The sequence below is a fragment of the Microbacterium barkeri genome, assembly GCF_027921765.1.
In the GTDB taxonomy this organism is placed as follows: domain Bacteria; phylum Actinomycetota; class Actinomycetes; order Actinomycetales; family Microbacteriaceae; genus Microbacterium; species Microbacterium barkeri.
On the sequence record NZ_BSEJ01000001.1, the window covers coordinates 1 to 24,496 of the forward strand.

Annotated in this window: 29 protein-coding genes and 1 tRNA gene; 18 read left to right on the plus strand and 12 right to left on the minus strand. The window is 72.3% G+C overall.

The annotated features are described in order from the left end of the window. Window positions 1–204: 204 nt before the first annotated feature. Together PKE79_RS00005 and PKE79_RS00010 are read left to right on the plus strand one after the other, a co-directional pair. Window positions 205–780, plus strand: coding sequence for an HNH endonuclease (locus PKE79_RS00005; RefSeq protein WP_374727768.1), 576 nt, complete (start codon window positions 205–207; stop codon window positions 778–780). A 375-nt stretch (window positions 781–1,155) separates the two neighbouring features. Beyond that, window positions 1,156–1,464, plus strand: coding sequence for a helix-turn-helix domain-containing protein (locus PKE79_RS00010; RefSeq protein WP_271171613.1), 309 nt, complete (start codon window positions 1,156–1,158; stop codon window positions 1,462–1,464). A 13-nt stretch (window positions 1,465–1,477) separates the two neighbouring features. Here PKE79_RS00010 and PKE79_RS00015 read toward each other — a convergent pair whose 3' ends face one another. The 3 genes from PKE79_RS00015 to PKE79_RS00025 all read right to left on the minus strand — a co-directional run bounded on the left by PKE79_RS00015 (window position 1,478) and on the right by PKE79_RS00025 (window position 3,624). Beyond that, window positions 1,478–1,777, minus strand: a complete 300-nt coding sequence (locus PKE79_RS00015) for a hypothetical protein (protein WP_271171614.1) — start codon at window positions 1,775–1,777, stop codon at window positions 1,478–1,480. Window positions 1,778–1,885: 108 nt separating this feature from the next. Further along, the gene (locus PKE79_RS00020; protein ID WP_271171615.1) at window positions 1,886–2,893 is read right to left on the minus strand and encodes a hypothetical protein; all 1,008 of its coding nucleotides are present in this window, start codon (window positions 2,891–2,893) and stop codon (window positions 1,886–1,888) included. A gap of 35 nt (window positions 2,894–2,928) precedes the next feature. Continuing rightward, window positions 2,929–3,624 carry a phosphocholine cytidylyltransferase family protein gene (locus PKE79_RS00025; RefSeq protein WP_271171616.1) on the minus strand — a complete coding sequence of 232 codons (696 nt, stop codon included), beginning with the start codon at window positions 3,622–3,624 and terminating at the stop codon, window positions 2,929–2,931. A gap of 196 nt (window positions 3,625–3,820) precedes the next feature. On the opposite strand from PKE79_RS00025, the gene PKE79_RS00030 reads away from it, so the two are divergent. From PKE79_RS00030 to PKE79_RS00040, 3 genes are read left to right on the plus strand one after another with little or no spacing between them, the layout of a single operon-like run. Continuing rightward, entirely contained in the window at window positions 3,821–4,615 is a 795-nt protein-coding gene (locus PKE79_RS00030; RefSeq protein WP_271171617.1) for an ABC transporter ATP-binding protein, read from the plus strand. Further along, window positions 4,591–6,147, plus strand: a complete 1,557-nt coding sequence (locus PKE79_RS00035) for a hypothetical protein (protein WP_271171618.1) — start codon at window positions 4,591–4,593, stop codon at window positions 6,145–6,147. The genes PKE79_RS00030 and PKE79_RS00035 overlap by 25 nt, the downstream gene beginning before the upstream one ends. Window positions 6,148–6,194: 47 nt before the next feature. Then, on the plus strand, window positions 6,195–6,461 hold the full coding sequence (locus tag PKE79_RS00040) for a DUF3039 domain-containing protein (protein WP_271171619.1): 267 nt from the start codon (window positions 6,195–6,197) through the stop codon (window positions 6,459–6,461). A 39-nt stretch (window positions 6,462–6,500) separates the two neighbouring features. Here the strand turns inward: PKE79_RS00040 and PKE79_RS00045 are convergent, their stop codons facing one another. Next, window positions 6,501–7,832, minus strand: a complete 1,332-nt coding sequence (locus PKE79_RS00045) for a nicotinate phosphoribosyltransferase (protein WP_271171620.1) — start codon at window positions 7,830–7,832, stop codon at window positions 6,501–6,503. A gap of 59 nt (window positions 7,833–7,891) precedes the next feature. Here PKE79_RS00045 and murI point away from each other — a divergent pair, with 59 nt between their 5' ends. From murI to PKE79_RS00065, 4 genes are all read left to right on the plus strand, one after another. Beyond that, window positions 7,892–8,710 (plus strand): glutamate racemase, encoded by an 819-nt coding sequence (murI, locus tag PKE79_RS00050; RefSeq protein WP_271171621.1) that lies wholly within the window; start codon window positions 7,892–7,894, stop codon window positions 8,708–8,710. A gap of 14 nt (window positions 8,711–8,724) precedes the next feature. Further along, entirely contained in the window at window positions 8,725–9,459 is a 735-nt protein-coding gene (rph, locus tag PKE79_RS00055) for a ribonuclease PH (protein ID WP_271171622.1), read from the plus strand. Then, entirely contained in the window at window positions 9,456–10,052 is a 597-nt protein-coding gene (rdgB, locus tag PKE79_RS00060; RefSeq protein WP_271171623.1) for an RdgB/HAM1 family non-canonical purine NTP pyrophosphatase, read from the plus strand. The genes rph and rdgB overlap by 4 nt, the downstream gene beginning before the upstream one ends. A gap of 76 nt (window positions 10,053–10,128) precedes the next feature. Further along, complete coding sequence (locus PKE79_RS00065; protein ID WP_271171624.1) at window positions 10,129–11,040, plus strand: cation diffusion facilitator family transporter; 912 nt, start codon at window positions 10,129–10,131, stop codon at window positions 11,038–11,040. 3 nt (window positions 11,041–11,043) lie between these two features. Here the strand turns inward: PKE79_RS00065 and PKE79_RS00070 are convergent, their stop codons facing one another. Both PKE79_RS00070 and PKE79_RS00075 read right to left on the minus strand, forming a co-directional pair. Beyond that, the gene (locus PKE79_RS00070) at window positions 11,044–12,081 is read right to left on the minus strand and encodes an NAD(P)H-dependent flavin oxidoreductase (RefSeq protein WP_271171625.1); all 1,038 of its coding nucleotides are present in this window, start codon (window positions 12,079–12,081) and stop codon (window positions 11,044–11,046) included. After that, window positions 12,078–12,434, minus strand: coding sequence for a DUF488 domain-containing protein (locus tag PKE79_RS00075; RefSeq protein ID WP_271171626.1), 357 nt, complete (start codon window positions 12,432–12,434; stop codon window positions 12,078–12,080). The genes PKE79_RS00070 and PKE79_RS00075 overlap by 4 nt, the downstream gene beginning before the upstream one ends. Before the next feature lie 73 nt (window positions 12,435–12,507). Here PKE79_RS00075 and PKE79_RS00080 point away from each other — a divergent pair, with 73 nt between their 5' ends. Further along, a complete protein-coding gene (locus PKE79_RS00080; RefSeq protein WP_271171627.1) occupies window positions 12,508–13,125 on the plus strand; it encodes a flavin reductase family protein in 618 nt (205 codons plus the stop codon). A 3-nt stretch (window positions 13,126–13,128) separates the two neighbouring features. Here the strand turns inward: PKE79_RS00080 and gdhA are convergent, their stop codons facing one another. Together gdhA and PKE79_RS00090 are read right to left on the minus strand one after the other, a co-directional pair. After that, window positions 13,129–14,475 (minus strand): NADP-specific glutamate dehydrogenase, encoded by a 1,347-nt coding sequence (gene gdhA, locus PKE79_RS00085; protein ID WP_271171628.1) that lies wholly within the window; start codon window positions 14,473–14,475, stop codon window positions 13,129–13,131. Between the two features lie 62 nt (window positions 14,476–14,537). Next, a complete protein-coding gene (locus tag PKE79_RS00090; protein ID WP_271171629.1) occupies window positions 14,538–16,925 on the minus strand; it encodes an ATP-dependent DNA ligase in 2,388 nt (795 codons plus the stop codon). Between the two features lie 75 nt (window positions 16,926–17,000). Here PKE79_RS00090 and ku point away from each other — a divergent pair, with 75 nt between their 5' ends. Then, window positions 17,001–17,864: a non-homologous end joining protein Ku gene (gene ku / locus PKE79_RS00095; RefSeq protein WP_271171630.1), complete on the plus strand. Its 864-nt coding sequence runs from the start codon at window positions 17,001–17,003 to the stop codon at window positions 17,862–17,864. A 5-nt stretch (window positions 17,865–17,869) separates the two neighbouring features. Here ku and PKE79_RS00100 read toward each other — a convergent pair whose 3' ends face one another. The 4 genes from PKE79_RS00100 to PKE79_RS00115 form a co-directional block, all read right to left on the minus strand. Then, window positions 17,870–18,610, minus strand: a complete 741-nt coding sequence (locus PKE79_RS00100) for a DedA family protein (RefSeq protein WP_271171631.1) — start codon at window positions 18,608–18,610, stop codon at window positions 17,870–17,872. 48 nt (window positions 18,611–18,658) lie between these two features. Beyond that, window positions 18,659–18,740: transfer RNA gene (locus tag PKE79_RS00105), tRNA-Leu, on the minus strand. A gap of 49 nt (window positions 18,741–18,789) precedes the next feature. Next, a complete protein-coding gene (locus tag PKE79_RS00110) occupies window positions 18,790–19,167 on the minus strand; it encodes a PPOX class F420-dependent oxidoreductase (protein WP_271171632.1) in 378 nt (125 codons plus the stop codon). A gap of 21 nt (window positions 19,168–19,188) precedes the next feature. Then, window positions 19,189–19,923, minus strand: a complete 735-nt coding sequence (locus PKE79_RS00115) for a hypothetical protein (protein ID WP_271171633.1) — start codon at window positions 19,921–19,923, stop codon at window positions 19,189–19,191. A gap of 171 nt (window positions 19,924–20,094) precedes the next feature. On the opposite strand from PKE79_RS00115, the gene PKE79_RS00120 reads away from it, so the two are divergent. From PKE79_RS00120 to PKE79_RS00150, 7 genes are read left to right on the plus strand one after another with little or no spacing between them, the layout of a single operon-like run. Beyond that, window positions 20,095–21,228: a TadA family conjugal transfer-associated ATPase gene (locus PKE79_RS00120; protein ID WP_271171634.1), complete on the plus strand. Its 1,134-nt coding sequence runs from the start codon at window positions 20,095–20,097 to the stop codon at window positions 21,226–21,228. Further along, window positions 21,219–22,079 carry a type II secretion system F family protein gene (locus tag PKE79_RS00125; protein ID WP_309299951.1) on the plus strand — a complete coding sequence of 287 codons (861 nt, stop codon included), beginning with the start codon at window positions 21,219–21,221 and terminating at the stop codon, window positions 22,077–22,079. Before PKE79_RS00120 ends, PKE79_RS00125 begins: the two co-directional genes overlap by 10 nt. Continuing rightward, window positions 22,076–23,020 carry a type II secretion system F family protein gene (locus tag PKE79_RS00130; RefSeq protein WP_271171635.1) on the plus strand — a complete coding sequence of 315 codons (945 nt, stop codon included), beginning with the start codon at window positions 22,076–22,078 and terminating at the stop codon, window positions 23,018–23,020. Before PKE79_RS00125 ends, PKE79_RS00130 begins: the two co-directional genes overlap by 4 nt. A 21-nt stretch (window positions 23,021–23,041) precedes the next feature. Next, the gene (locus PKE79_RS00135) at window positions 23,042–23,251 is read left to right on the plus strand and encodes a hypothetical protein (protein ID WP_271171636.1); all 210 of its coding nucleotides are present in this window, start codon (window positions 23,042–23,044) and stop codon (window positions 23,249–23,251) included. A gap of 2 nt (window positions 23,252–23,253) precedes the next feature. Then, entirely contained in the window at window positions 23,254–23,634 is a 381-nt protein-coding gene (locus PKE79_RS00140; protein WP_271171637.1) for a TadE/TadG family type IV pilus assembly protein, read from the plus strand. Beyond that, window positions 23,609–24,076, plus strand: coding sequence for a TadE family protein (locus tag PKE79_RS00145; RefSeq protein WP_271171638.1), 468 nt, complete (start codon window positions 23,609–23,611; stop codon window positions 24,074–24,076). The genes PKE79_RS00140 and PKE79_RS00145 overlap by 26 nt, the downstream gene beginning before the upstream one ends. After that, window positions 24,073–24,495 (plus strand): pilus assembly protein TadG-related protein, encoded by a 423-nt coding sequence (locus PKE79_RS00150; protein WP_271171639.1) that lies wholly within the window; start codon window positions 24,073–24,075, stop codon window positions 24,493–24,495. The genes PKE79_RS00145 and PKE79_RS00150 overlap by 4 nt, the downstream gene beginning before the upstream one ends. The last annotated feature ends 1 nt before the right edge of the window (window position 24,496 follow it).

The window sequence follows — 24,496 nt, forward strand, 5'->3', positions numbered from 1 at the left end:
GGCCCTCGAACAACTCGCCCTCGTCTACCCCGAGCGCATCGAGCCCTACCTCTGACCCCGAGGACCCAACTCCTTACACACACAACTTGACAAGCTCTCACCGTCGACCGGTACACCCCCACCGCGGCGCAGAAGCGGTACCTCCTCGCCCGCGACGAACGCTGCCGCACCCCCGGGTGCCGCAACCTCGCCCTCACCGCGGATCTGGATCACACCATCCCGTACGCCCAGGGCGGTGTCACGGACGTGGGCAATCTCGCCTGTCTGTGCGAGGGGTGCCACCAGGACAAGCACCACACGCCCTGGCAGGTCCGGCAGCTCGGCGACGGGGTCCTGGAATGGACCAGCCCCGCCGGATACACGTACACCGAGAAGCCACCCCCGCGGGTCCGCGCGGAAGCGACCCCGAACCAGCTCATCACCGACGCCCTCGCCCGCCACCACCGCGACCGCGAGCAGGTTGAGCAGCGCCGCCGCGCCCGCCAGCGCGAACGCGAGCGCGAGCAGGAACAGCACCAGCGCGAACGCGAGCGCGAGCAGCGCCAGCGGGAACGCGAACAGCACCAGCGGGAGGAGGAGCGGGAGCGGGAGCGGCGGCTGCACCTCGAGATCGAACAGGACATCCAGGAATGGCTCCGCCACTACTGGACAACCCCCGAATACCTCGCCCAAGCCCTCCTCGACGCCGACGACATCGCCCACCACGAACCCGAAGACCACGGCCCCGACACACCCGCACGCATCGAACCGCAACCGCAGCTCGCCACAGCAGCACACTGAACCCGGCCCGCCAGCCGCCCGCCGGTGCGGATGCGGACGTATGGCGGCGGGATGGCGCCAAGATGAACACGTCGACGACAACACGCCAGGCGCGATGTCTTCGACGGCCGTGTCGAGTCAGATGCTTCGTCCTGTACTTCGCTCTGGCGAACACATATGGAGGGGCAGTGAAGGCAGATTCACTCCGCTTGAGCATCACCTGCGTCAGACCTGCGAGCGGCATCTTTCCTCGTTTCGTCCCTAGGTTGCTGCGGGCACGACTTCGACCTATGGACGAGGCACCCGGCCCGCGTCGTTCAAGGTATATATGCGGTAGTGCAGAAGCCAGGGCATGAGTACCTACGCTTTCCGTGCCACCGTCAGCAAGCTGGAAGGATGCCAGAGCCGCACTCCGACGCGTCGTTGAAGGTGGGGCGCCGCATCGCCCAGCTGCGACACGCGGCGACCCTGAGCGCGAAGAAGCTGGCGGAGTGCGCAGACCTCGATCTCACCCATCTGCAGCGGATCGAGAAGGGCGCGGGCAACCCGACGCTCTACACCCTGCTCCAGATCGCCGTCGCGCTCGAAGTGGAGGTCGGAGAGCTCCTCGTCGACCTCGACGCGGAAGACCTGCCTCAGGGCCGGCGGCCCTACGGATACTCGCGCCGTGACGAGTTCCGGCGTCAGCCCCGAACGTGGGGCTGACCGACCGCGCGCGTCAGAGACAGAACCGCCACAGGTACTCATCGTCTTCGCCGGGCCGGAACCAGGCGAGCGTCACGAGCGTCGACGCGAGGGCGCGCTCGCACAGGCAGAGCTCGCAGATCTCCTCCGGCAGCACGAGTCCCCAGTGCTCGCTGGATGGCGGCGCCACATCGTCGTGCACGAACGCCCGCACGAAGTCGGCCGGCTCGCGCGATGCATTGAGCACGCGCGGATGGGCGGGGTCCGCTCGGTCTACGCGCCAGGGCACGCGATACGGGGGATCGAACCGTCGTGAGGGGAGCGGCGTGAGCATGCCGTGACGCTACGAGCGGCCTCGGACGAGCACGCGCGAGGGACGGCGGGCTGTCCACACCCGAAGGCGGGCACGCCGTCCTATCGACGGCTGTGCACGCGGCGTCGGCTACGGACGCTCGTCTCTCACGTCGCGCTCGTCGCTCGTGTCGACGTCCGCGGCCGGAGTGCCCGCGCCATCCGCATCGTCTCGCCGCCCGCGCGGCAGGGCACGTCCGACCGTATCGCGCCCGAGTCGCTCGACGCCGCGGCCGACGGCTCCGACGCCCGAGCCCATCGAGCCCGCCGCCGCGCGCAGCGAAGCGCCTGCCGTCTGGATCCCTCGCAGGGCCACGCTCTCGATCCGCTCCGCTCCCGGCTTGGGGGCGAGCCAGTCCGGAAGCCGCTCCGGGGCCGGGCCGAACGCCTTGCGCGACGCGGCGACGACGCGTCGACCGAGGAGGTGGTTGCCGACACCGCCCACGGCCGCGCCGACGCCGAACGGCAGCGCCTTGCCGACGACACTCGCGCCCCCGCGCACCGCGAACTGGTGGATGAACGCGGTCTTGAGACGGTCGACGATCGGCGCGAGAGCCGCGCGGGGGAGCGTCTTCGTGATGAGGTCGCCCCAGTGCGCCGACAGCGACGTGCCCTTGCCGACGACCTGCGCGGCGAGGTGCCGCACGAGATCGACGCCCTCCTCGCCCATCATCAGGGTGAGCACGAGCGCGCGGGCGCGATTCGGATCCTCGACGGCGAATCCGTGCAGCTCGGCGAGCGACTGGGCATAGAGGGCCGTCGCCTCGACGAATCCCACCGTCTCGACGCCCGACAGGGCGAGCGTGACGCCGGTGCCGACACCCGGGACGACGGCGGCGGCCCCGACGGCCGCCCCGCCCGACGTGACACCCAGGAGATAGCGGCGCTCGAGCATCCGCACGACCTGAGCGGGCGACGCCTCCGGATGCCGCAGCCGGATGGAGCGCAGGTGCGCGAGCACGAGGGGACGCTGCACGCCGAGCACCCGATCGAGCGCGCGGATCGCGAACGGATGCTCCTCCGAGCCGACGGGCGGAAGCCCGCCGCTCCAGGGCGCGTCGTCCGGAAGCGAGTGGATGCGGTGAACCTTGTCGGCCATCACGCCGATGCTACCCGGCCGCCTCCTGGCGGCGGTCAGAGGAGTGCCGCGTTGGCCCGCTCGAGGTCCTCGGCGAAGTCCACCTCGACGGCGTACAGGTCGGACACGTCCATCGGGAGGAGGCGCAGCCCGTCCTCGGCGATCGCGAGTTCGAGGCCGCGCTCGAAGTAGTCCTGGTCGTCGACGCGCGACAGCTGGCGCATGAAGGCGCGCTTGTCCCGCTGCGAGATGTAGTTGATGCCCACGGCCTCGCCGATGCCGCCGACGACGGTCTTCGAGAGCTCGTCGATCCAGCCCTCGGGCGTGACCGTGTACTTGACCTCCTCGTCGCTCACCTTGGCGGTGTTGACGGTCACGAAGGACTGGTCGGCCTGGATGTTGCCGATCGCGCGGTCGAGGATGCGCGGGTCGAAGACGACATCGCCGTTCATCCAGAGCACGCCGCCGCGGCCGGTCGCCGAGAGGGCACGGAGGAGGCTCTTCGAGGTGTTGGTCTGGTCGTACCGCTCGTTGTAGACGTAGTTCGCGTCGGGGAAGAGTTCGACGATGTCCTCCGCGCGGTAGCCGACCACGGTCGTGATGCGGGCGTCGTCGCCGAAGGCCGCGCGGATGTTCTCGTGCTGCTGCTGCATGATCGAGCGTCCGTCGCTGAGAACCGTGAGGGACTTGGGCAGGACGCGGCCGAGGCGCGATCCCATGCCTGCGGCGAGGATGACGGTCTGGATGGTCATGCGTGACTCCCCTTGATCGGTTCAGTCCGGGTTCATCGAAGATTCACGACAAACTGGCTCTTTCAGGGTAGCGAAGAGGCTGTGGATGAGCGACAATGCGGTCCCCATCGGCGGCACTTTGCCAGGACTCCTCCGGGAGGTCGTGACCGGATCGTGATGACCGGGGGCTCCCGATGCGACTTGATACCGTGGGGCGGTGACCGAGGCAGAGATCCGCGAAACCGAGCCGGGGAGCCCTGCGCTGACGCTCCAGGGCGTGTCCAAGTCGTACGGCGGAACGCATGCCGTCGCCGGCATCGACCTCGAGGTCCCCGCAGGCATGTACTACGGCCTCCTGGGGCCGAACGGCGCGGGGAAGACGACGACGCTGTCGATGATCTCCGGCCTGCTGCGCCCCGACCGCGGCGAGATCCGGGTGTGCGGCGTCGATCTGCGCACGCACCCGCGCGACGCGAAGAAGCGGATGGGCGTGCTCCCCGACCGTCTGCGGACGTTCGATCGGCTCACGGGCCGGCAGCTGCTGTACTACACGGGCATGCTCCGGGGAATGAAGCCCGGGGTGGTCGCGGACCGCACGGCCGACCTCGCGGGCGCGCTCGACCTCGGCGACGCGCTCGGCCGCGTGGTCTCCGACTACTCGGCCGGCATGACGAAGAAGGTGATGCTCGCGGCCGCGATGATCCACTCGCCGCAGCTCCTCGTGCTCGACGAGCCCTTCGAGGCCGTCGACCCGGCGTCTGCGGCGAAGGTGCTCGAGATCCTCGACGCGTACGTCGCGAGCGGGGGCACCGTGCTCCTCTCCAGTCACGGAATGGATCTCATCGAGAAGGTGTGCACGCGCGTGGCGGTGCTCGTCGCCGGACAGGTGCTCGAGGAGGGCACGGTCGACGAGGTCAAGGGCGACCTCACCCTCGAGCAGCGCTTCGTCGAGCTCGCCGGCGGACTCGGCGAGGTGGAGGGGCTCGAGTGGCTGCACACGTTCTCCGACTGAGGGCCGCGCTTCTCGTCGGCGCATTCCGCGAGCCGGGGCGCACGATCCCTCGGGCGATCGGCTTCCTCGCGCTCGTCATCGGCACCGCCGTCACGGCCTCGCGCGCGCTCGCGCTGCCGTCGCTTCCCGACGGCGTCGCGGCGACCGCGCTCGTGCTCTCGGCGGCAGGGCTCGTGCTCTCCTTCGCGATCGCTCCCGCGCTGACGGCGACCGTCGACCCGCTGGATCCGCGCCGGTTCCGCACGCTGGGCGCTGCGCCCGACCCGCTGGCGGCCGTCCTGCTCCTCGCGTCGCTCGTGAGCGTGCCGACGTGGCTGCTGCTCGTCTACGAGGTCGTCGCGACGATCGTCTGGACGCAGCTCGGCGCATCCGCCGGCAGCGCGATCGCGGGCGCAGTCCTCCATCTCCTTGGGTGCGTGCTCGTGGCGCGCGTCGTGATGGCGCTGCGTGCCGCTCTCGGCGGACAGGGACGGCCAGCCGACGCCGCGGGCGTGTTCGTCGTGGCGCTCGTCGTCGCGAGCGTGCCGGCGACGATCGCCTCCGCCGCGGTCTGGTCGCCCGGCGCCGCACGGGCCCTCGGCCGCGTCGCGGGGCTCATCGCGGCGCTCGTGCCGGGGACGGCGCTGCCTGCCGGCGAGGCCTCGGGCAGCGGCTCGGTCGGCCTGGCCGTCGCGATCGGGATCGTCGTCGTCGCCGCGCTCGCGGTCGCGTGGGTCGCGCTCGTCCGCCGCCTCCTCACGACGATCGAGCATCCCGTGGTGGCCCGCGGAGGTGCGGGACTCGGATGGTTCGCGCTGCTTCCTCGGACGGCGACCGGAGCGATCGCGGCGCGCAGCCTCGTGTACGGCCTGCGCGACAGCCGCTACCTCGCGAATCTCCTCGTCATCCCGGTCGCCGGCATCCTGCCGGTCATCCCGCTGCTCGTCGCGGGCGTCCCGATCGAGGTCGCCGCGCTGGTCCCGGTGCCGCTCATGGCTCTCTTCTACGGCTGGCTGCCGCACAACGACCTCGCGTACGACGCCTCCGCCGTATGGCTCCACATCGCGAGCGGCGTGCGCGGCGTCGCCGACCGGGCCGGCCGGCTCGCGCCGGTCGTGCTCATCTCGGTGCCCGTCCTCGCGGTCGCGACCGCCCTCTCCATCCTCGTGAGCGGACGCGGCGACGCCGTGCTGCCGGTCGTCGGGGTCACCGCAGCGCTCCTCCTGTCGGGCTTCGGGCTCTCGAGCATCGCGTCGGTCGTCGCGCCGTACGCCGTGGCGCGGCCCGGCGACGGACCGTTCCAGCAGCCGCAGCGCACCGACTCGACGGGCGCCTGGTCGCAGGCCCTCGTGCTGCTGGGCGCGCTCGCCGCGAGCGCGCCGACCGTCTGGCTCGCGTGGCTCGCGATCGCGGACCGCCAGGTCGAGTCGGTCGCCGTGCTCTGGACGGGACTCGGCTCCGGGGCCGCCGTCCTCCTCATCGGCATCGGGATCGGCGCCGCCGTGTTCGACGTGCGCGGCACCCGCATCATGGAGTTCGCGGGCGCAACCTGACGCCGGAGCCCGCCACGGGCATCCGCCGCGCGATTAGACTGCAGGTCATGAGCACCCCGCTTGACAGTCCCGACCAGGGCGGCACGGCACTCCTCGACCGCGAGCTCGAGGAGCTCCTCCGCGAGGAGACCATCGAGCCCGGAGACCACGAGCGCTTCTCGCACTACGTCAAGAAGGACAAGATCCTCGAGTCGGCGATCACCGGCAAGCCGGTGCGCGCGCTGTGCGGGAAGAAGTGGACTCCCGGGCGCGACCCCGAGAAGTTCCCCGTGTGCCCCACGTGCAAGGAGATCTACGAGTCCATGCAGAAGTGAGACGAGCCGCCGGCGCAGAGGCCGGCGGCTCTTCTCGTCTCAGCGGTCGCCGGCGTCGGCGAACACCGTGGGGATCGCGGGATCGGACTTGCTGAGCGCGAGGGCGCGCACGGGCAGCTCCTCCCGGACGGCGAGGTGATGCGCACGCGCCGCCTGGACGCCCTCGGGGCCCTCGTGTGCCGCGTCGAACGCGCCGTGATCGACGAGCGTGACCTGGAGCATGCGCCCGCCCTCGACGTCGGCCGCCGTCGGCAGCTCCTCGAACCCGTCGGCGATCTCGACGTACTCGTCGCGCGCCACGTCGTCCTCGAGGCGGCGGAACGCCCGCTTCCGACCGCCCTGGGAGCCCTTGCCCTCCGCCTTCTTCGCGACCGCGACCCATCCGCCCGACGCGTCCTGACGCGCGACGAGCTTGTAGACCATCCCCGCGGTCGGATAGCCCGACCCCGTGACGACCGAGGTGCCCACGCCGTACGCGTCGACGGGTGACGCGGCGAGAGCGGCGATGGCGTACTCGTCGAGATCGCTCGTGACGGTGATCCGCGTCTCGGTGGCGCCGAGTGCGTCGAGCTGGGCGCGCACCTCGGCGGCGACGATCGGGAGGTCGCCCGAGTCGATCCGCACGCCGCCGAGCCCGGTGCCGGCGACCGCGACCGCGCGCTCCACGCCGCGGCGGATGTCGTAGGTGTCGACGAGCAGGGTCGTGCCGCTGCCGAGGGCCGCGATCTGCGAGCGGAAGGCGTCCTCCTCGGTGTCGTGAAGGAGCGTCCACGAGTGCGCGGCGGTGCCCATCGTCGGGATGCCCCACTGGCGGCCGGCCTCGAGGTTGCTCGTCGCGCCGAAGCCGGCGATGTAGGCCGCGCGCGCGGCAGCGACCGCCGACTGCTCGGCCGCCCGGCGCGAGCCCATCTCGGCGAGGGGCCGGTCGCCGGCGGCGATGCTCATCCGCGCAGCGGCCGTCGCGACGGCCGCGTCGTGATTCATCACACTCAGAGCGAGCGTCTCGAGGATGACGGCGTCGGCGAACGAGCCCTCGATCGTGAGGATGGGGGAGCCGGGGAAGTAGAGCTCGCCCTCGCGGTAGCCCGTGACGGTCCCGCCGAAGCGGTAGCTCTCGAGGTACCGCACGGTCTCCGCGCTCACGACGTGCTCGTCCCGCAGGAAGCGCAGCTCGTCCTCGCCGAAGCGGAACTCGCGCAGGAGGGAGAGGAGGCGACCCGTGCCCGCCACGACGCCGAAGCGGCGCCCGCCGGAGAGGCGCCGGGCGAAGAGCTCGAAGACGCAGTGGCGGTCGGCGGTGCCGTCGCGCAGCGCGGCGTCGAGCATGGTCAGTTCGTAGCGGTCCGTCAACAGGGCCGTGGAGGCGCTCATGGCGGTCAGCCTACCGGCGTGCGCGAGCTGCTCCGGCCCGGCGGGTACGCTGGGACATCGTGAACAACGCGCCGATCGGGATCTTCGACTCGGGCGTCGGCGGCCTCACGGTGGCCCGTGCGATCGGCGACCAGCTGCCGCGCGAGTCGATGCTGTACATCGGCGACACGCTGCACTCGCCGTACGGGCCGAAGCCGATCGCCGACGTCCGCCGCTATGCGCTCGAGGTGCTCGACACCCTCGTCGACCAGGGCGTGAAGATGCTCGTGATCGCCTGCAACACGGCGTCCGCCGCGATGCTGCGCGACGCCCGAGAGCGGTACGACGTGCCCGTCGTCGAGGTCATCGGGCCGGCCGTGCGCACGGCCATCGCGGCGACCCGCAACGGCCGGATCGGCGTGATCGGCACGGAGGGGACGATCGGCTCCGGCGCGTATCAGGACATGCTCGGCGTGAACCCCGGGGTCGAGGTGTTCACCGCCGCCTGCCCGCGCTTCGTGGAGTTCGTGGAGGCCGGCGTGACCGATTCGCCCGAGCTGCTCGCGGCCGCCGAGGAGTACCTCGCGCCGCTGCGGCGTGCGGGCGTCGACACCCTCGTGCTCGGCTGCACGCACTACCCGTTCCTCAAGGGCGCGATCAGCTACCTCATGGGCGACGGCGTCTCGCTCGTGTCGAGCGACTCCGAGACCGCGAAGGACGTCTACCGCCAGCTCGTGTCGGGCGACCTCCTCGCCGACCCGTCGGCGACGCCCGTCCACACCTACGAGGCGACCGGAGCCGACACCGAGACGTTCACGGCGCTCGCCAACCGCCTGCTCGGCCGCGAGGTGCGCGATGTGCGCCTCGTGCGCACGGGCGCGATCGACCTCCCCCGATGAGAGAAGAGGACACCATGACCCAGCGCGCCGACGGCCGCACCCCCGACCAGCTGCGTCCCATCACGATCGAGCGGGGCTGGAGCAGCCAGGCCGAGGGATCGGCGCTCATCAGCTTCGGGGACACCAAGGTCCTGTGCACGGCCTCCTTCACGAACGGCGTGCCCCGGTGGCTCACCGGCCAGGGGCGCGGCTGGGTCACCGCCGAGTACGCGATGCTCCCGCGCGCCACGAACGAGCGGAACCAGCGCGAGAGCGTGAAGGGCAAGATCGGCGGGCGCACGCACGAGATCTCGCGCCTCATCGGCCGCGCGCTGCGCGCCGTGGTCGACACGAAGGCGCTCGGCGAGAACACGATCGTCATCGACTGCGACGTGCTCCAGGCCGACGGCGGCACCCGGACGGCCGCGATCACGGGCGCGTACGTCGCACTCGCGGACGCGATCGAGTGGGGGCGCGACAAGCGGTTCGTCGGGCAGAAATCGCGCGTCCTGCTCGACTCGGTCGCGGCGGTCTCGGTCGGCATCATCGACGGCGTCCCCATGCTCGACCTCCCGTACGTCGAGGACTCGCGCGCCGAGACCGACATGAACGTCGTCGTCACCGGGCGCGGTCTGTTCGTCGAAGTGCAGGGCACGGCCGAGGGCGCGCCGTTCGACAAGCGCGAGCTCGACGCGCTTCTCGAGCTGGGCGTGAACGGGTGCGCTGAGCTGCGCCGCCACCAGCTCGCTGCCCTGGGGCAGGAGGCGTGAGCCGGCGCATCGTCCTCGCGACGCACAACGCCCACAAGGTCGTGGAGTTCCAGGGCATCGTCGCCAGCACGCGACCCGACTTCGAGGTCGTCTCCTATGACGGACCCGAGCCGGTCGAGGACGGCACGACCTTCGCCGAGAACGCGCTCATCAAGGCCCGCGCGGCGGCCGCCCACACGGGGCTCCCCGCGCTCGCCGACGACTCCGGCGTGTGCGTCGACGTGCTGGGCGGCTCGCCCGGCGTGTTCTCGGCGTACTGGGCCGGGCACGCGAAGGACGACGCGGCGAACCTCGCGCTCCTGCTGGATCAGATCTCCGACATCTCCGACCCGCACCGTGGCGCGCACTACACGTCGGTGATCGCCCTCGTCACCCCCGACGGCGGCGAGCACGTCGTCGAGGGCATCTGGCCCGGGCGCATCGCCCGCGAACCGCGCGGTGCGGGCGGCTTCGGGTACGACCCCGTGTTCGTGCCGAATGGCCAGGGCGCCGACGAGCGCACGGTCGCGGAGTGGACGGCCGACGAGAAGAACGCGGCGTCGCACCGGGCCCGCGCGTTCGCGCAGCTGGGGCCGCTTCTCGCGTCGCTCTGACGTAACGAGAATCATCCCCGTTCCCGACAGCGCGCAGAGCACCCGAGCGGGCGTCCGACGCGCCTAGCCTGGAGTCATGCACGACCACGCACCGGGCATCCGCGGCGCCGACAGCCGTCGGCTGCTGACGATCTCGCTGACCCTCACGGGCGCGGTGTTCGTCGTGCAGGTCATCGGAGCGATCATGACGGGATCGCTCGCGCTGCTCGCCGACGCCGTGCACATGCTCACCGACGCCGTGGCCCTCGTCGTCGCGCTCATCGCGAGCGCGGTGGCCGCGCGGCCCGCGGACGACCGGCGGACGTACGGATATCAGCGCGCCGAGGTGCTCGGGGCGCTCGTGAACGCCGTCATCCTCATCGTGCTCTGCGTCACGGTCGCGATCGAGGGCGTGCGGCGCCTCCTCTCGCCCGACGCCCACGAGGTGACCGGCGGATGGATGCTCATCGTCGCCCTCGCGGGTCTCGTCGCGAACGGGGTGTCGCTGTGGCTGCTGAGCTCCGCGCAGCGGCACAGCATGAACGTGCGCGGCGCGTACCTCGAGGTGCTGGGCGACCTCGTCGGATCGGCGCTCGTGATCGTGGCCGCCGTCGTCATCCTTCTCACCGGGTGGATGCCCGCCGACGCGATCGCGTCGCTCGCGATCGCGGTGCTCATCGTGCCGCGCGCGATCTCGCTCCTGCGGGAGGTCGTCGGCGTGCTCGCGGAGTCGGCGCCGGCGGGGACCAGCGTCGCCGCCATCCGCGCGCACATCCTCGCGGCCCCCGGTGTCGCGGATGTGCACGACGTCCATGTGTGGCAGCTCACGCGCGGCGCGCCGGTCTTCACGGCGCACGTCGTCGTCGAGCAGTCGGTCATCGACGAGGGGCGCAGCGGCGCGGTCCTGAACGGGCTGCAGGAGTGCCTGGCCGAGCACTTCGACGTCGCGCACTCCACGTTCCAGCTGGAGCAGTCGGGCCACGTCGACCGCGACGACGCGCACTCCTGACCGTCAGCTCCAGCCCGCGACGAGCTCGGCGAACAGCTCGGCGACGTCGTCGTGGCGGGTGAGCCCCGCGCTCTGACCCGCCCACAGCGACAGCAGGTCGCCCCGGTCCTGCACAGCGGCCTCGGCCCGGAAGCGCCCGGTGAGCCAGTTCTGCGCCGGGAAGGGGGCGATCGCTCCCGCGTGCTCGATCTCGCGCACGGCGCGGTTCGGGATGCCGCGGGCGAGGCGCCCGCTCATCGCGCGCGTGAGCACGGTGTCGGCTCCCGATGCGATCGCCGCGCGGTGCGACGCGGGCGCGGCCGAGACCGACGTGCGGAGGAAGGCCGTGCCGACCTGGACCCCGTCGGCGCCGAGGGCGCGCGCGGCGGCCACGCCGCGACGATCGACGATGCCGCCCGCCGCGACGACGGGCACGTCGACCGTGTCGACGACCTGGGGGATGAGGGCGAGCCCGCCCACGAGGGACTCCTCGGGCGGCCGCAGCCACGACACCCGGTGGCCGCCCGCCTCGGCGCCCGTCGCGACGACCGCGTCGACACCGCCGTCGGCGAGGGCGCGCGCTTCCTCGACGGTCGTCGCGGTGCCGAAGATCCGGATGCCCGCGGCGCGCAGGCGCTCGACGTGCGCGGGCGACGGGACCCCGAAGACGACGCTCAGCACATCGGGGCGGGCATCCACGACCGCGTCGAGCTGGTCCTCGAAGGGAGGGAGGAACGACGACGGCTTCTCGGGGATCTCGATCCCGAGCTCGTCGAAGAATCCGCTCACGGCGGCGACCGCCGCCGTGAGATCGACGTCGTCGGGCGCGACCTCGTCGCCGCGCGGCAGCCACAAGTTCACCGCGACCGGGCGCGCCGTCGCCGCACGCAGAGCAGCGATCGTGTCGCGGATCCGGTCGGGTGCGTAGCCGTACAGCCCGTACGAGCCGAGCCCGCCCGCGTCGCTCACCGCAGCGGTGAGCGCCACGGATGAGACGCCGCCGAACGGCGCGAGGACGACGGGGTGGTCGATGCCGAGCAGGTCTTCGAGGCGTCGGGTCACGGATGCTCCTCCAGATGGTCGCGCAGGACGACGGCGTGGTTGTGCTCGGGGTCGCGTGCTCCGTAGACGAGGGTCACGACGGCGTGCTCCGCGAGCGCGGCGCGCAGCTCGTCCACGGCCGGATTCGCGTCGAGCTCGTCGCGGTAGCGCTGCGCGAACTCCTCGAATCGGGCGGGGTCGCGGTGCCACGCCGTGCGCAGCTCGGGGCTGGGCGCGACGTCCTTGGCCCACGCGTCGAGCGCCGCGCGCTCGCGGGAGACGCCGCGGGGCCACAGCCGGTCCACGAGCACGCGCCATCCGTCGTCCGCCTCCGCCGCGTCATAGACGCGCTTCAGCCGCGTCACACGGGCCATGCCGGTCCGTCCGCCTCGATACGCTCGAACACGGGATCGACGCTACTCCCACCCGCACCACCCGAGGAGCTCCATGACGACCGTCCGTCATCTCGACATCCGCCCGTCCGTCCTCTACGTGGGGACGCCCGTGATGCTGATCGGCACGGTCAACCCCGACGGCACGCCGAACCTGGCGCCCGCGTCGTCGTACTGGGCGCTCGGGTGGATGCTCGTGCTGGGGCTCGAGAACGACGGCCAGACGCAGCGGAACGTGCGCGAGCGCCCTGAGCTGACCGTGAACTTCCCGCCGCCCGGGCTCTGGAACGCCGTCGAGGCGATCGCGGACACGACGGGGCGCGTCGACGTGCCGCCCGCGAAGGCCGCCCGCTACCGTCACGTCGCCGACAAGTTCGCCGCCGCCGGCCTGACCCCGCAGGCCGCGCAGCATGTCGCGCCGCCGCGCGTCGAGGAGTGCGCCCTGCAGCTGGAGGCGCGCGTCGCGCGGATCACCGACGGCCTCGGCGACTACGCGATCGTGGAGGCGGAGGTGCAGGCCGTGCACGCGGACCCGCGGATCGTCGCGCCCGGCACGGATCACATCGATCCACGGCTCTGGGAGCCGACCATCTACAGCTTCCGCCACTACTTCGGCATCGGCGGCGAGCACGGGCACCGGCCCACGAGCGATACCGCCGGGGCCGGTGCCTGACGCTCAGATGACGCCGAGAGCGAGCATCGCGTCGGCGACGTGCGTGAAGCCCGCGATGTTCGCGCCCGCGACGTAGTCGCCGGGAGCCCCGTACTCGTCGGCGGTCTCGAGGCACCGCGCGTGGATCGAGCTCATGATCTCGGACAGGCGCTGCTCGGTGTGCTCGAACGACCACGAGTCGCGTGAGGCGTTCTGCTGCATCTCGAGGGCGCTCGTCGCGACACCGCCCGCGTTCACGGCCTTGCCGGGGGCGAAGACGACGCCGCCCTCGCGCAGCACGCGCGTCGCCTCGGGGGTCGTGGGCATGTTCGCGCCCTCGGCCACGATGAGGCAGCCGTTCCGCACGAGCGCCGCGGCGGCATCCGCGTCGAGCTCGTTCTGGGTCGCGCAGGGCAGCGCGATGTCGCACGGCACATCCCAGATCGATCCGCCTGCCACGAAGTGGGCGCTGTCGCGGCGCGCGGCGTAGTCGGAGACCCGGCCGCGGTGGCCGTTCTTGATCTCCTTGAGCAGGTCGAGGTCGATGCCGGCCTCGTCGACGACGTAGCCGCTCGAGTCCGACGTGGCGACGACCTTCGCGCCGAGCGCCTGCGCCTTCTCGGTTGCGTAGATCGCGACGTTGCCCGAGCCCGAGACGACGACACGGCGGCCCTCGAGGTCCATGCCGCGCGCCGCGAGCGCCTCCTTGACGAAGAAGACCGTGCCGTAGCCGGTCGACTCCGTGCGGACCTGCGACCCGCCCCAGGTGATGCCCTTGCCGGTCAGGACGCCCGACTCGTAGCGGTTCGTGATGCGCTTGTACTGGCCGAAGAGGTAGCCGATCTCGCGGCCGCCCACGCCGATGTCGCCCGCGGGGACGTCGGTGTGCTCGCCGATGTGACGGTAGAGCTCGGTCATGAACGACTGGCAGAAGCGCATGACCTCGGCGTCTGAGCGGCCCTTGGGGTCGAAGTCCGAGCCGCCCTTGCCGCCGCCGATCGGCATGCCGGTGAGCGCGTTCTTGAAGATCTGCTCGAAGCCGAGGAACTTGACGATCCCGAGGTAGACCGAGGGATGGAAGCGGATTCCGCCCTTGTACGGGCCCAGCGCCGAGTTGAACTCGACGCGGAAGCCGCGGTTCAGCTGCACGCGGCCGGCGTCGTCGACCCACGGCACGCGGAAGATGATCTGGCGTTCCGGCTCGCACAGCCGGCGGATGATCTCGGCGTCCGCGTACTCGGGCCGTTTGCCGAGCACGGGTCCGAGGCTCTCGAGAACCTCTCGGACCGCCTGGTGGAACTCGGCTTCGCCGGGATTGCGCCGGATCACCTCGTCGAATACGGGCGTCAGGGCGTCATGGAGTGCTGCCATCGTGTTGCTCCTCTCGCTGGCACACAAGCGCCCACGATAGCGGTTCCTCGACACCCGTCGCGTCACGCCTCCGTGCGGACGTCGTCAGGGGCCTTGTCGGGGCGGAGCCCGCGCCAGCGTGCCTGCCGGAGGCTGCCGCTGCGCGTCCACTCCGCGAACTCGACCTCGCCCACGAGCCGGGGCTCCACCCAGGTGGCGTCGCCGGTGTCCTCACGGGGGACGTCCCGCAGCGGACACTCCCGGGTCTCGAGCGGGGCGAGCAGGTCGCGCAGGCGCCGCAGCTCCCGATCGGAGAAGCCCGTGCCGACCCTGCCGACGTACCTCAGGCCATCCGCATCGGGCACGCCGAGGAGGAGCGAGGCGAACGAACCGGCCCTGCCGCCCCTGCCGCGCCGGAACCCGCCGATGACGACCTCCTGCGTGTGCGTGAGCTTGACCTTGAGCCAGTCCTCGCTGCGCGTGCCTGGCCGGTAGGGCGACGCGCGCCGCTTCGCGACGATGCCCTCGAGGGCGTGCTCGCGCGCGACGTCGAGGGCGATGTCGACGTCGTCGAAGACCGGCGGCACGATCACCGACGGACCGGCCGTCGCCGCCGTCTCCTCGAGCAGGTGCCGGCGCTCCTCCAGCGGCAGTGGCGTGAGGTCGCGGCCGTCGAGCCGCAGGATGTCGAAGAGGTACAGGAGCACGGGCGCCCGCGTGCTCTCGCGGGCGACGTCGTCGGCGCGCTCGAGGTGCATGCGGTTCTGAAGGAGCGAGAAGCTCGGCCGACCCTGCTCGTCGAGCGCGACGATCTCGCCGTCGACGAGCGCGTCCCACGCGTCGAGGTGCGTCCGGGCCGCTCCCGACAGCTCGGGGTAGCGCTGCGTGATCTCGGCGCCCGAGCGCGCGAAGAGCCGCAGGGCGCCCGAGCGCCACTCGCCCAGCGCACGCACGCCGTCCCACTTGAACTCGACCCACGGCGGCGACGAGAGCGTCCGGGCGAGCCCCGGCGTGCCGTGCACCGCGAGCATGGGCGCCGGCCGCGCGGGCGGCGCCTCGTCGCGCGCGGGCTCCGCGGCCGCCCCCGGCTGCCGCTTCGTGCGGTGGAGGAGCCACGACGACTTCTCGCCGGATCCCTGGGTGCGGATGAGCGCGATCCGCACCTCGTGGAGCGGGCCGTCCTCGCGTCCGCGGAGCGTCACGATGACCTCGTCGTCGCGCCACTTCTCCGTCTCGTACGTGCCTTCGTCCCAGATGGTCATCGTGCCGGCGCCGTACTCTCCCTTCGGGATCGTGCCGTGGAAGTCGATGTACGCGAGCGGATGGTCCTCGGTCTGCACCGCGAGGCGGTTGCGGTCGGGGGTGTCGGGAATGCCCTTCGGCACGGCCCAGCAGGCGAGGACGCCGGCGCGCTCGAGTCGGAGGTCCCAGTGGAGCCGGCTCGCGTGGTGCTCGTGCACGACGAAGCGCGGGAGATCCCCGTCGTCGGGCTCGGGATGGGGCGTCTCGGGGACCGGCTCCGGAGTGCGCCCCGCCGTGCGCTTGGCGATGTAGGAGCCGAGAGGGCCGGTCGCGGCCGCGGGCGGGTCGATCCCGGCGAGCGGGTCGCCGATCGCATCGGCGCGCGCGAGCACCTCGTCGAGCTCGAGGTGCCGCAGGTCGGGGTCGTCGAGCTCGTCCCACGTGCGCGGCGCGGCGACCCAGGGCCGCGCGCGTCCGCGCAGCGAGTAGGGCGCGACGGTCGTCTTCTTGCCGTGGTTCTGGCTCCAGTCGACGAACACGCGGCCCGCGCGCAGGTCCTTGCGCATCGCGCTGACCGCGAGGTCGGGATGGTCCGCCTCGAGTGCGCGCGCGAGCTCGCGGGCCAGCGCGGACGCGTCGTCGGAGGGGAGCGGGCGGGGGAGCGCGGCGTAGAGGTGGATGCCCTTGCTGCCGCTCGTGACCGGCTGGGGCTCGAGTCCCATCCCCTGCAGGATCCCGCGCGCGAGCCGCGCGACCTCGGCGCACTCCGCGAGCCCCGCACCGGGTCCGGGGTCGAGGTCGAGCACGAGCCGGTCCGCCGGCCCCGGCGATCCATCCGGCGCGAACCGCCACTGCGGCACGTGGAGCTCGAGGCTCGCGACCTGCGCGAGGTAGACGAGTGTCGCGACCTCGTCGACGAGGGGGTAGTCCTTCGGCCCCGAGCTGTGCTGGATGGCCTGGCGCGGCACCCAGGACGGCGCGCCCGGCTCGAGCGCCTTCGCGAAGAACGCCTCCTCGGGCGCCTCCGTCGTCCCGACGCCCTCGACCCATCGCTTGCGCGTCACGGGTCGCCCGGCGACGTGCGGCAGGAGCAGCGGCGCGATGCGCGTGTAGTACGCGATCACGTCGGCCTTCGTCGTGCCCGTCTCGGGATACATGACGCGCTCGAGGTGCGACACCCGCAGGCGGCGCCCGGCGACCTCGACGGTCTGCTGCTGGGGCACGGGCATGGTTCAGGCTATGCGCGCGGGGCCGATCCGCGTCAACCCCTGGCGGCCGGGGCGTGGGAGCGCTTCACTGGTGCCATGAGATCGATCTGGAAGGGCGCGCTGACGTTCGGCCTCGTCAACGTGCCGGTCAAGGTCTACGCGGCCACGGAGGACCACGACGTGTCGCTCCACCAGGTCCACGCGGCGGATGGCGGCCGCATCCGGTACCAGCGCAAGTGCGAGGTGTGCGGCGAGGTCGTCGCGTACCGCGACATCGACAAGGCGTTCGACGACGGCGAGCGCACGGTCGTGCTCACCGACGACGACCTGAAGTCGCTTCCCTCCGAGCGCAGCCGCGAGATCGAGGTGGTCGAGTTCGTGCCCACCGAGCAGGTCGACCCGATCACGTTCGACCGCGCGTACTACCTCGAGCCCGACTCGGCGTCGCCCAAGTCGTACGGCCTCCTGCGCGAGACCCTCGAGCGGACGGACCGGACGGCGATCGTGCGCTTCTCGCTGCGGCAGAAGACGCGGCTCGCGGCGCTGCGCGTGCGCGACGGGGTGCTCATGCTGCAGACGCTGCTGTGGGCCGACGAGGTGCGGCAGGCGTCGTTCCCCGCCCTCGAGGACCCGATCAAGGTCAGCGAGAAGGAGCTCGAGCTCGCCGAGAGCCTCGTGGAGAGCTACTCGTCCGACTTCGACCCGGAGGAGTACGTCGACGAGTACCAGAAGGAGCTCCGCACCCTCATCGAGGCGAAGCTCGAGAAGGGCGACGCAGTCGACACCGAGGCGACCTTCGGCGCCGAGGAGGAGAAGGGTGGCGAGGTCATCGACCTCATGGAGGCGCTGCGGGCGAGCGTCGAGCGATCGCGCGCCGCGCGCGGCGGCAAGAAGGAGGCCGAGGAGGCGGAGCCCGAGAAGGAGGCCAAGCCGCGCAAGCGGTCGAAGAAGGCCTCCTGACCGGATCAGAAGTCGGGCTTGCCGTCTCCGTCGATGTCGGGCGCGCGCTCGAACACCTCGGCGTCGAGCACGAGGTCTTCGGCCGGCGCCGCTTCGGCGGCCTTGCGCGCGCGGCGGCGCTCCTGCAGGTAGTGCCAGAGCACGATGAGCGCGGTGCCGCCCACGGCAGCGAGCAGGATCACGTCGATGTACTCCGTGACGATGTCGCGGACCCACGGGATGTACGCGATCACGTAGCCGAACATCGTGAGGCCGAAGCCCCACAGGAGCGCGCCTATGAGGTTGTAGAGCGAGTATCGCTTCCACGGCATATGACCGATGCCCGCCGCGACCGGCGCGAAGGTGCGGACGATCGGGACGAAGCGCGCGAGCACCACCGTGATGCCGCCGAAGCGCTCGAAGAAGGCGTTGGTCCGCTCGACGTTGTGGCGGCTGAACACGCCGGAGTCCTTGCGCTCGAACACCGCGGGCCCGCCCTTGTGCCCGATGAGGTAGCCGACCTCGCCGCCGACGAACGCGGCGAGCGCGATGAGGCCGCTCACGATCCAGATGTTGACGCCGAAGACGTCGACCGTGTGGGTGAGGAGCCCCGAGATGAGCAGGAGCGTGTCGCCCGGGAGGAGGAAGCCGACGAGCAGGCCGGTCTCGGAGAACACGATGAGGCAGACGACGAGCAGCGCCCACGGCCCTGCCGCGTCGATGATCGCCTGCGGGTCGAGCCACGGGATGAGAGCGATGTGGTGCACGATGCTCCGGATGTCGGTGGGAGGGGTGCGACGCGGGACCGCGTCTCGTGCGGAAGGTGGGACTTGAACCCACACGCCCGGAGGCACAGGAACCTAAATCCTGCGTGTCTGCCAGTTTCACCACTCCCGCGAGTCCGATCAGTCTACGGCGCGGGAGGGAGCGCGACCATGAACGCCGATCACGCCTTCATGCCGGCAGATCCCATCACCCGCTCGACGGCGATCTCGAGGACGACCCTGCGCGGGTTCTCGCGTGGCTGACGGTAGCGCTCCGTGTAGAGGCGCACAGCCTCCGCGACCGCCTCGGGCTCATCCCGCACGCGCGCGGGCCCCTCGAAGCTGATCCAGCGGGCGCCGTCGACGCTGCTCACGGTCGCGCGCCCTGCGCGTGCGGCGTTGACGAACTTCTGCGTGCCGCGTGTGCCGATGATCCGCACCACGCCGTCCCGGTAGGTCATGCCCACCGGGACGGCGTGGATGCGGCCATCGCGGCCGATCGTGGACAGGGTGGCGAGGTGGCGCTCGGAGACGAACGCGAGACCGGCTTCGGAGATCACCTCACCAGCGTGCCAGAGCGATCAGGCGCGGAAGCCCGCGCGGTCGACCTTGCGGTGGTAGCGCATGCCCGCGAGCCCGCCGAGCACCGCTCCGCCGAGGCTCACCAGGAGCGCGCCCACCGCGGTGATGATGCCCACCGTCGTGAGCTCGCCCTCGTTGAAGGGGAGCCGGGGGAACGTATTGACGTCGGCGAGGATGTTCCACTGGGCGCCCGCGACCGCCGTGACGATCGCGACGACGATCGCGATGACGACGGCCCACAGCCAGACGGCGAGGCCCTGCTTGGCGCCGCTGAACCGCGCCATCCGCCCCGCGACGTACCCGCCCGCGTAGTACGAGACGAGCAGGATCACGAGCACCGCGACGGCGCCCGCGATGCCGATCGTGTCGGCGTTCTGCGCCGCCTCGTCGGCGGTCACCTGCTCGCTGAGGCCGAGAGCCGCCCCTGCTCCCGCGACGAGGGCGGTCAGCAGCGCCGTCATGCCCATCGCGCACAGCCATCCGAAGAAGGCCGAGCCGAACTTGAAGCCGCCGAACTCCTCCTTCTCGCGCGCCACGACCTCCTCGCGGTCGGTGCGGACGGCCGTGGTGTCGGCGCGGGACGCTGTCGTGTCATCGCGGACGTCGCGCACGTCGTACGCGCGCGTGGGCTCGTCGCTGCCGTGGCCGGCATCGCCGTCGCCGGCGAGATAGTCCGCGTGCTCCGGGGCGCGCCGGTCGCGGCGCGATTCCGATGAGTTCTCGGGAGTGCTCATGATGCGGTCCTTTCGAGCTCGTCCGTGGTCCCCCCAGTAAGGCATCGGCGCGGCCGCGCACACAGGGCATTGCGCGAACGGCGTCGGCACGGTAGCGGCTCGCGGCTCCGCTGTGGATAACTTTCGAGGCCCTCTCGGCGATTCGGCCAGGATGGCCGCGTGGGTCCCCTCATGAGCGCGGTCGCGGAGCGAGTCAGGGATCGGCTGCGCGCCGACCAGACCGATCCCTCGCGTGCGCCCGAGGCGGTGCTCCGAATCGCGCACGCGGAGGTGCGCCGGCACAACGACTTCGCCCTCGCCCGCGGTCTCGCGATCGTCGACGACGAGCAGGCGGCCGTGCGCGAGGTGCTCGCCGCCGTGACCGGATACGGGCCCCTGCAGGAGCATCTCGACGACCCGACGGTCGAGGAGCTCTGGATCAACGCCCCCGATCGGATCTTCGTGGCCAGGGACGGCGTGACCGAGCGCCTCCCGCTCGCGCTCACCGACGCGGCGGTCCGCGACCTCGTCGAGCGGATGCTCCACGCGACAGGGCGGCGCATCGACCTCTCGCAGCCGTTCGTCGACGCCGCCCTCCCGGACGGCTCGCGCCTGCACGTCGTCCTCGGCGGGATCGCGCGGAGGCACTGGGCCGTGAACATCCGCAAGTTCCTCCCGCACGTGCGGAGCCTCGATCGCCTCGTGGAGATCGGATCGCTCGCCGCCGAGGCGGCCGACCTCCTGCGCGACGCCATGAGGCAGGGGCGCAGCGTGCTCGTCTCCGGAGCGACGCACGCGGGCAAGACGACCCTCCTGGGTGCTCTCGTCGCCGCGTGTCCGCCTGCGCACCGCATCGTCACGGTCGAGGAGACCTTCGAGCTGGGCGTGGACGCGCCCGACCTCGTCGCGCTGCAGGGTCGGCAGCCGAGCCTCGAGGGCACGGGCGAGATCACCCTCCGGCGCCTCGTCAAGGAGGCCCTGCGAATGCGGCCCGACCGGATCGTCATCGGGGAGGTGCGCGACGCAGAGGCGCTGGACCTCCTGCTCGCGCTGAACACGGGCATCCCCGGCGCCGCGACGATCCACGCGAACTCGGCGGTCGACGCCCTCGCCAAGCTCGCTGCGCTCCCGCTGCTCGCGGGCCGCAACATCGGTCGCGAGTTCGTCGTCCCGGCGATCGCGACGAGCGTGGACCTCGTCGTGCACTGTCAGCGGGCCGAGGACGGGCGGCGCCGCGTCCAGGAGATCATCGCTCCCACGGGGCGCGTCATCGACGACGCTCCCGAGACGCGCACGCTCTACCGGACTGGGGAGCGATGGCGGTGATCCTCGTCCTCGGAGCTGCGCTCGCCGCGGGGCTCCTGCTCGCCCTGTCGCCGTGGCTCTGGCCGCCGCGGGAGCGCGCAGCGCGCGAGCGCCCGTCGGCCCTCGCGGCCCTGCTCGAGTCCGCGGGCTTCTCCCACGTCGCCCCGCGCGTGGTCGTCGCGGTGTGCGCAGGCGCGGCGCTCGTCGCGGCGTCCGTCGCGTGGCTCGTGACGACCGTGGGGGTGCTCGCCCTCCTCGCGGGGCTCGCGGGAGTCGCGTGGCCCCTCCTGTGGCTGCGCTCGCGCGCTGCGCGACTCGTCCGCGCCCGCCGCGCGCTCTGGCCCGACGTCTGCGACCTGCTCATCGCCTCGGTCCGCGCGGGGATGTCGCTGCCCGACGCGGTCTCATCGCTCGCGCGATCCGCGCCTCCTGCCCTTCGTGCGGCGTTCGCGGGCTTCGAACGCGATATGGCGGCGTCGGGGCACTTCGACTCGAGCGCCGATCGGCTGAAGTCCGCACTCGCGGATCCGATGGCCGACCGCATCGTGGAGACCCTGCGCATGGCGCGGCAGGTCGGCGGCACCGAACTCACCCCCGTGCTGCGGGCGCTCGCCGCGTCGGTCCGCGCGGACGCCGCCCTGCGCTCCGAGGTGGAGTCCCGGCAGTCGTGGACGCGCGGGGCCGCGGTCCTCGGCGTCCTCGCGCCGTGGGTGATCGTCGCCCTGCTCGCCATGCGGCCCGAGGGTGCGGAGGCGTACTCGAGCCCCGAGGGCGTGGCCCTCCTGCTCGCGGGAGCGGCGGTGTCGATCGTGGCGTTCCGGGTCATGCTCCGGATCGGCCGGCTGCCCGAGCCCCGGCGGTGGTTCGCATGAGCTGGGCGACCGACGCGGCGCTCTCGCTCCTCCTGGGCGGGTGCCTCGGTCTAGGCATCTGGGCCCTCCTGATGCTTGCTCCGCGCTGGAGCGCGCCGAGCCTCGCGCGCCGCATCGCGCCGTACCTCCGCGACATCACCGATCCGGCGGGCACGACGGCGTGGGCGGCCGTCGCCGACCCGGGTGCGGCGATCGCGGGCGGGGCCAGAGCCCTGTGGGCGGCGGCACAGCGTCGGCTGACGGCCCTGCTCGGGGGTGCGGACGGGATCGCGCGCCGACTCGCGCAAGCGGGCCGCCCGGTCGACGTCGCCGCGTTCCGCGGCCGCCAGCTGGCCGCGACCCTGATCGGGCTCGTCGCGGGCGGGCTCGTCGTCGCCGTGCTCGCCGTCGGCGGCACGCTGTCCGGCCCGACGCTGGTGCTGCCGGTCGCGGGAGCCGCCGCCGGGGCTGTCGGCGCGGACCTCGCCCTCACCGGGCGCGCGCACGCGCGGATGGCGCGGATCGGCGAGGAGCTCCCCACCGTGCTCGAGTTCCTCGCGCTCTGCCTCGCAGCGGGGGAGGGCATCTACGACAGCGTCGGCCGCGTCGCGCGTCTGGGGTCGGGCGAGCTCACGGCCGAGCTGCGCGCGGTCGTCCTCGACGTGCGCACGGGCTCGACCCTGCCCGATGCGCTCCTCGCGATGGCGCGGCGCCTCCAGGTGCCCGCGCTCAGCCGCTCCGTCGAGCACATCGTCGCGGCGCTCGACCGCGGCTCCCCGCTCGCCCAGGCGCTCCAGGCGCAGGCGGCGGACGCGCGCGAGGAGGCCAAGCGCGCGCTCATCGAGCAGGCCGGCCGCAAGGAGATCCTCATGCTCCTCCCGCTCGTGTTCGGCCTGCTGCCCCTCAGCGTCCTCTTCGCCGTCTTCCCGGGCATCGTCATGCTCCGCCTCGGGATCGGCTGACCCCTCGAGAAAGGAAACGACATGAGCAGAATCGACGAGCTCGCCATCCGCCTCCGCACCGCGTGGGGCGACACCCTGCAGGACCTCGCCGAGGACGAACGCGGCGACGTGCCGGGGTGGGTGCTGATCACGCTGATGTCCGCCGGCCTGGTCGTGCTCATCTGGGCCCTCGCCGGGCCTGCGCTCGAGGGGCTGTTCCAGCGGGCGATCAGCAGCGTCGACGGGATCTGACCGTGCTCGGCCCGAGCCTCCGCGACGAGCGCGGCTCGAGCTCGGTCGAGTTCGTCCTCGTGGGCGCCCTGCTCACGGCCCTCACCCTCGCCGTCCTGCAGCTGGGGCTCGGGGTGTACGTCCGCAACGTCCTGCACGATGCGGCCGTCGAGGGCGCGTACCACGCCGCGCTCGCCGACGTGGGGCCCGAAGGCGGGGCCGAGCGGACCCGGCTCGTGATCGCACGCGCGATCGGATCGGCCTACGCGCAGGATGTGAGCGCCGCGGTGTCGGGCGGCGACATCCGGGTCACGGTCCGCTCCGTGACGCCCGTCGTCGGGCTGATCGGCGTGCCAGGGACGCTGGAGGTGACGGCGCGTGCGCCGGTCGAGTCGATGGGCTGACGCGGCCCCGGACGACGAGCGGGGGTCGGCCGCGCTCGAGTTCCTCGTGGGCGGGATCGTGCTGCTCGTCCCGCTGGCCTACCTGGTCGTCGCGCTCGGCGTCGTCCAGGAGCACGCCCTGGGCGTCGAGGCGACGGCACGGCATGCGGCGCACACGCTCGCGCGGACCGGCGGGATCGACGACACGTTCGCGGCGCTGCCCGAGGTGCTCTCGTCGGTGCCGCCCGAGTACGGCATCGCGCCCGACGCCCTCGAGGTCTCCGTGACGTGCGTGCCCGCCCATGTCGGGTGCCCAGAGGCCGGCTCCACGGTCGTCGTGACGATCGGCGCGAGGGTCCCGCTGCCGCTCGTGCCGCCCGTCCTCGGGCTCGATCGCCTCACGAGCATCCCCGTCGAGTCGACATCCGTGCAGAAGGTCTCGCGCTTCTGGGGCGGCACGTGAGCGCCCGGGGCCTCCTGCGCGACGAGAGCGGGAGCATCCTCCCGCTCACGATCGGGTACGCCGTCCTCGCGCTCGCGCTCATCATCGTGTGCGCGAACGCGACGTCGCTGTATCTCGCGCAGAAGTCCCTCGACGCGGTCGCGGATGCGGCGGCGCTCGCGGGCGCGGACGGCTTCACGCTGTCGCTCGAGGGCGATGCTCCTCTCGCGCGACTCGACGACGGCGCCGTGCGCGCGCAGGCCGAGGCGATCGTGGCGGCCGCGCCCGGCGATCAGACCCTCGTGGCGGCGGGGACGCCCGACGGCCTCTCGGCGCGGGTGACCGTCGCGACGACGTGGCACGCGCCGCTGCTCAGCGCGCTCGTCCCGGCCGGGGTCGCACTCGAGGCGACCGCGACGAGTCGCACGGCGCTGCGCTGAA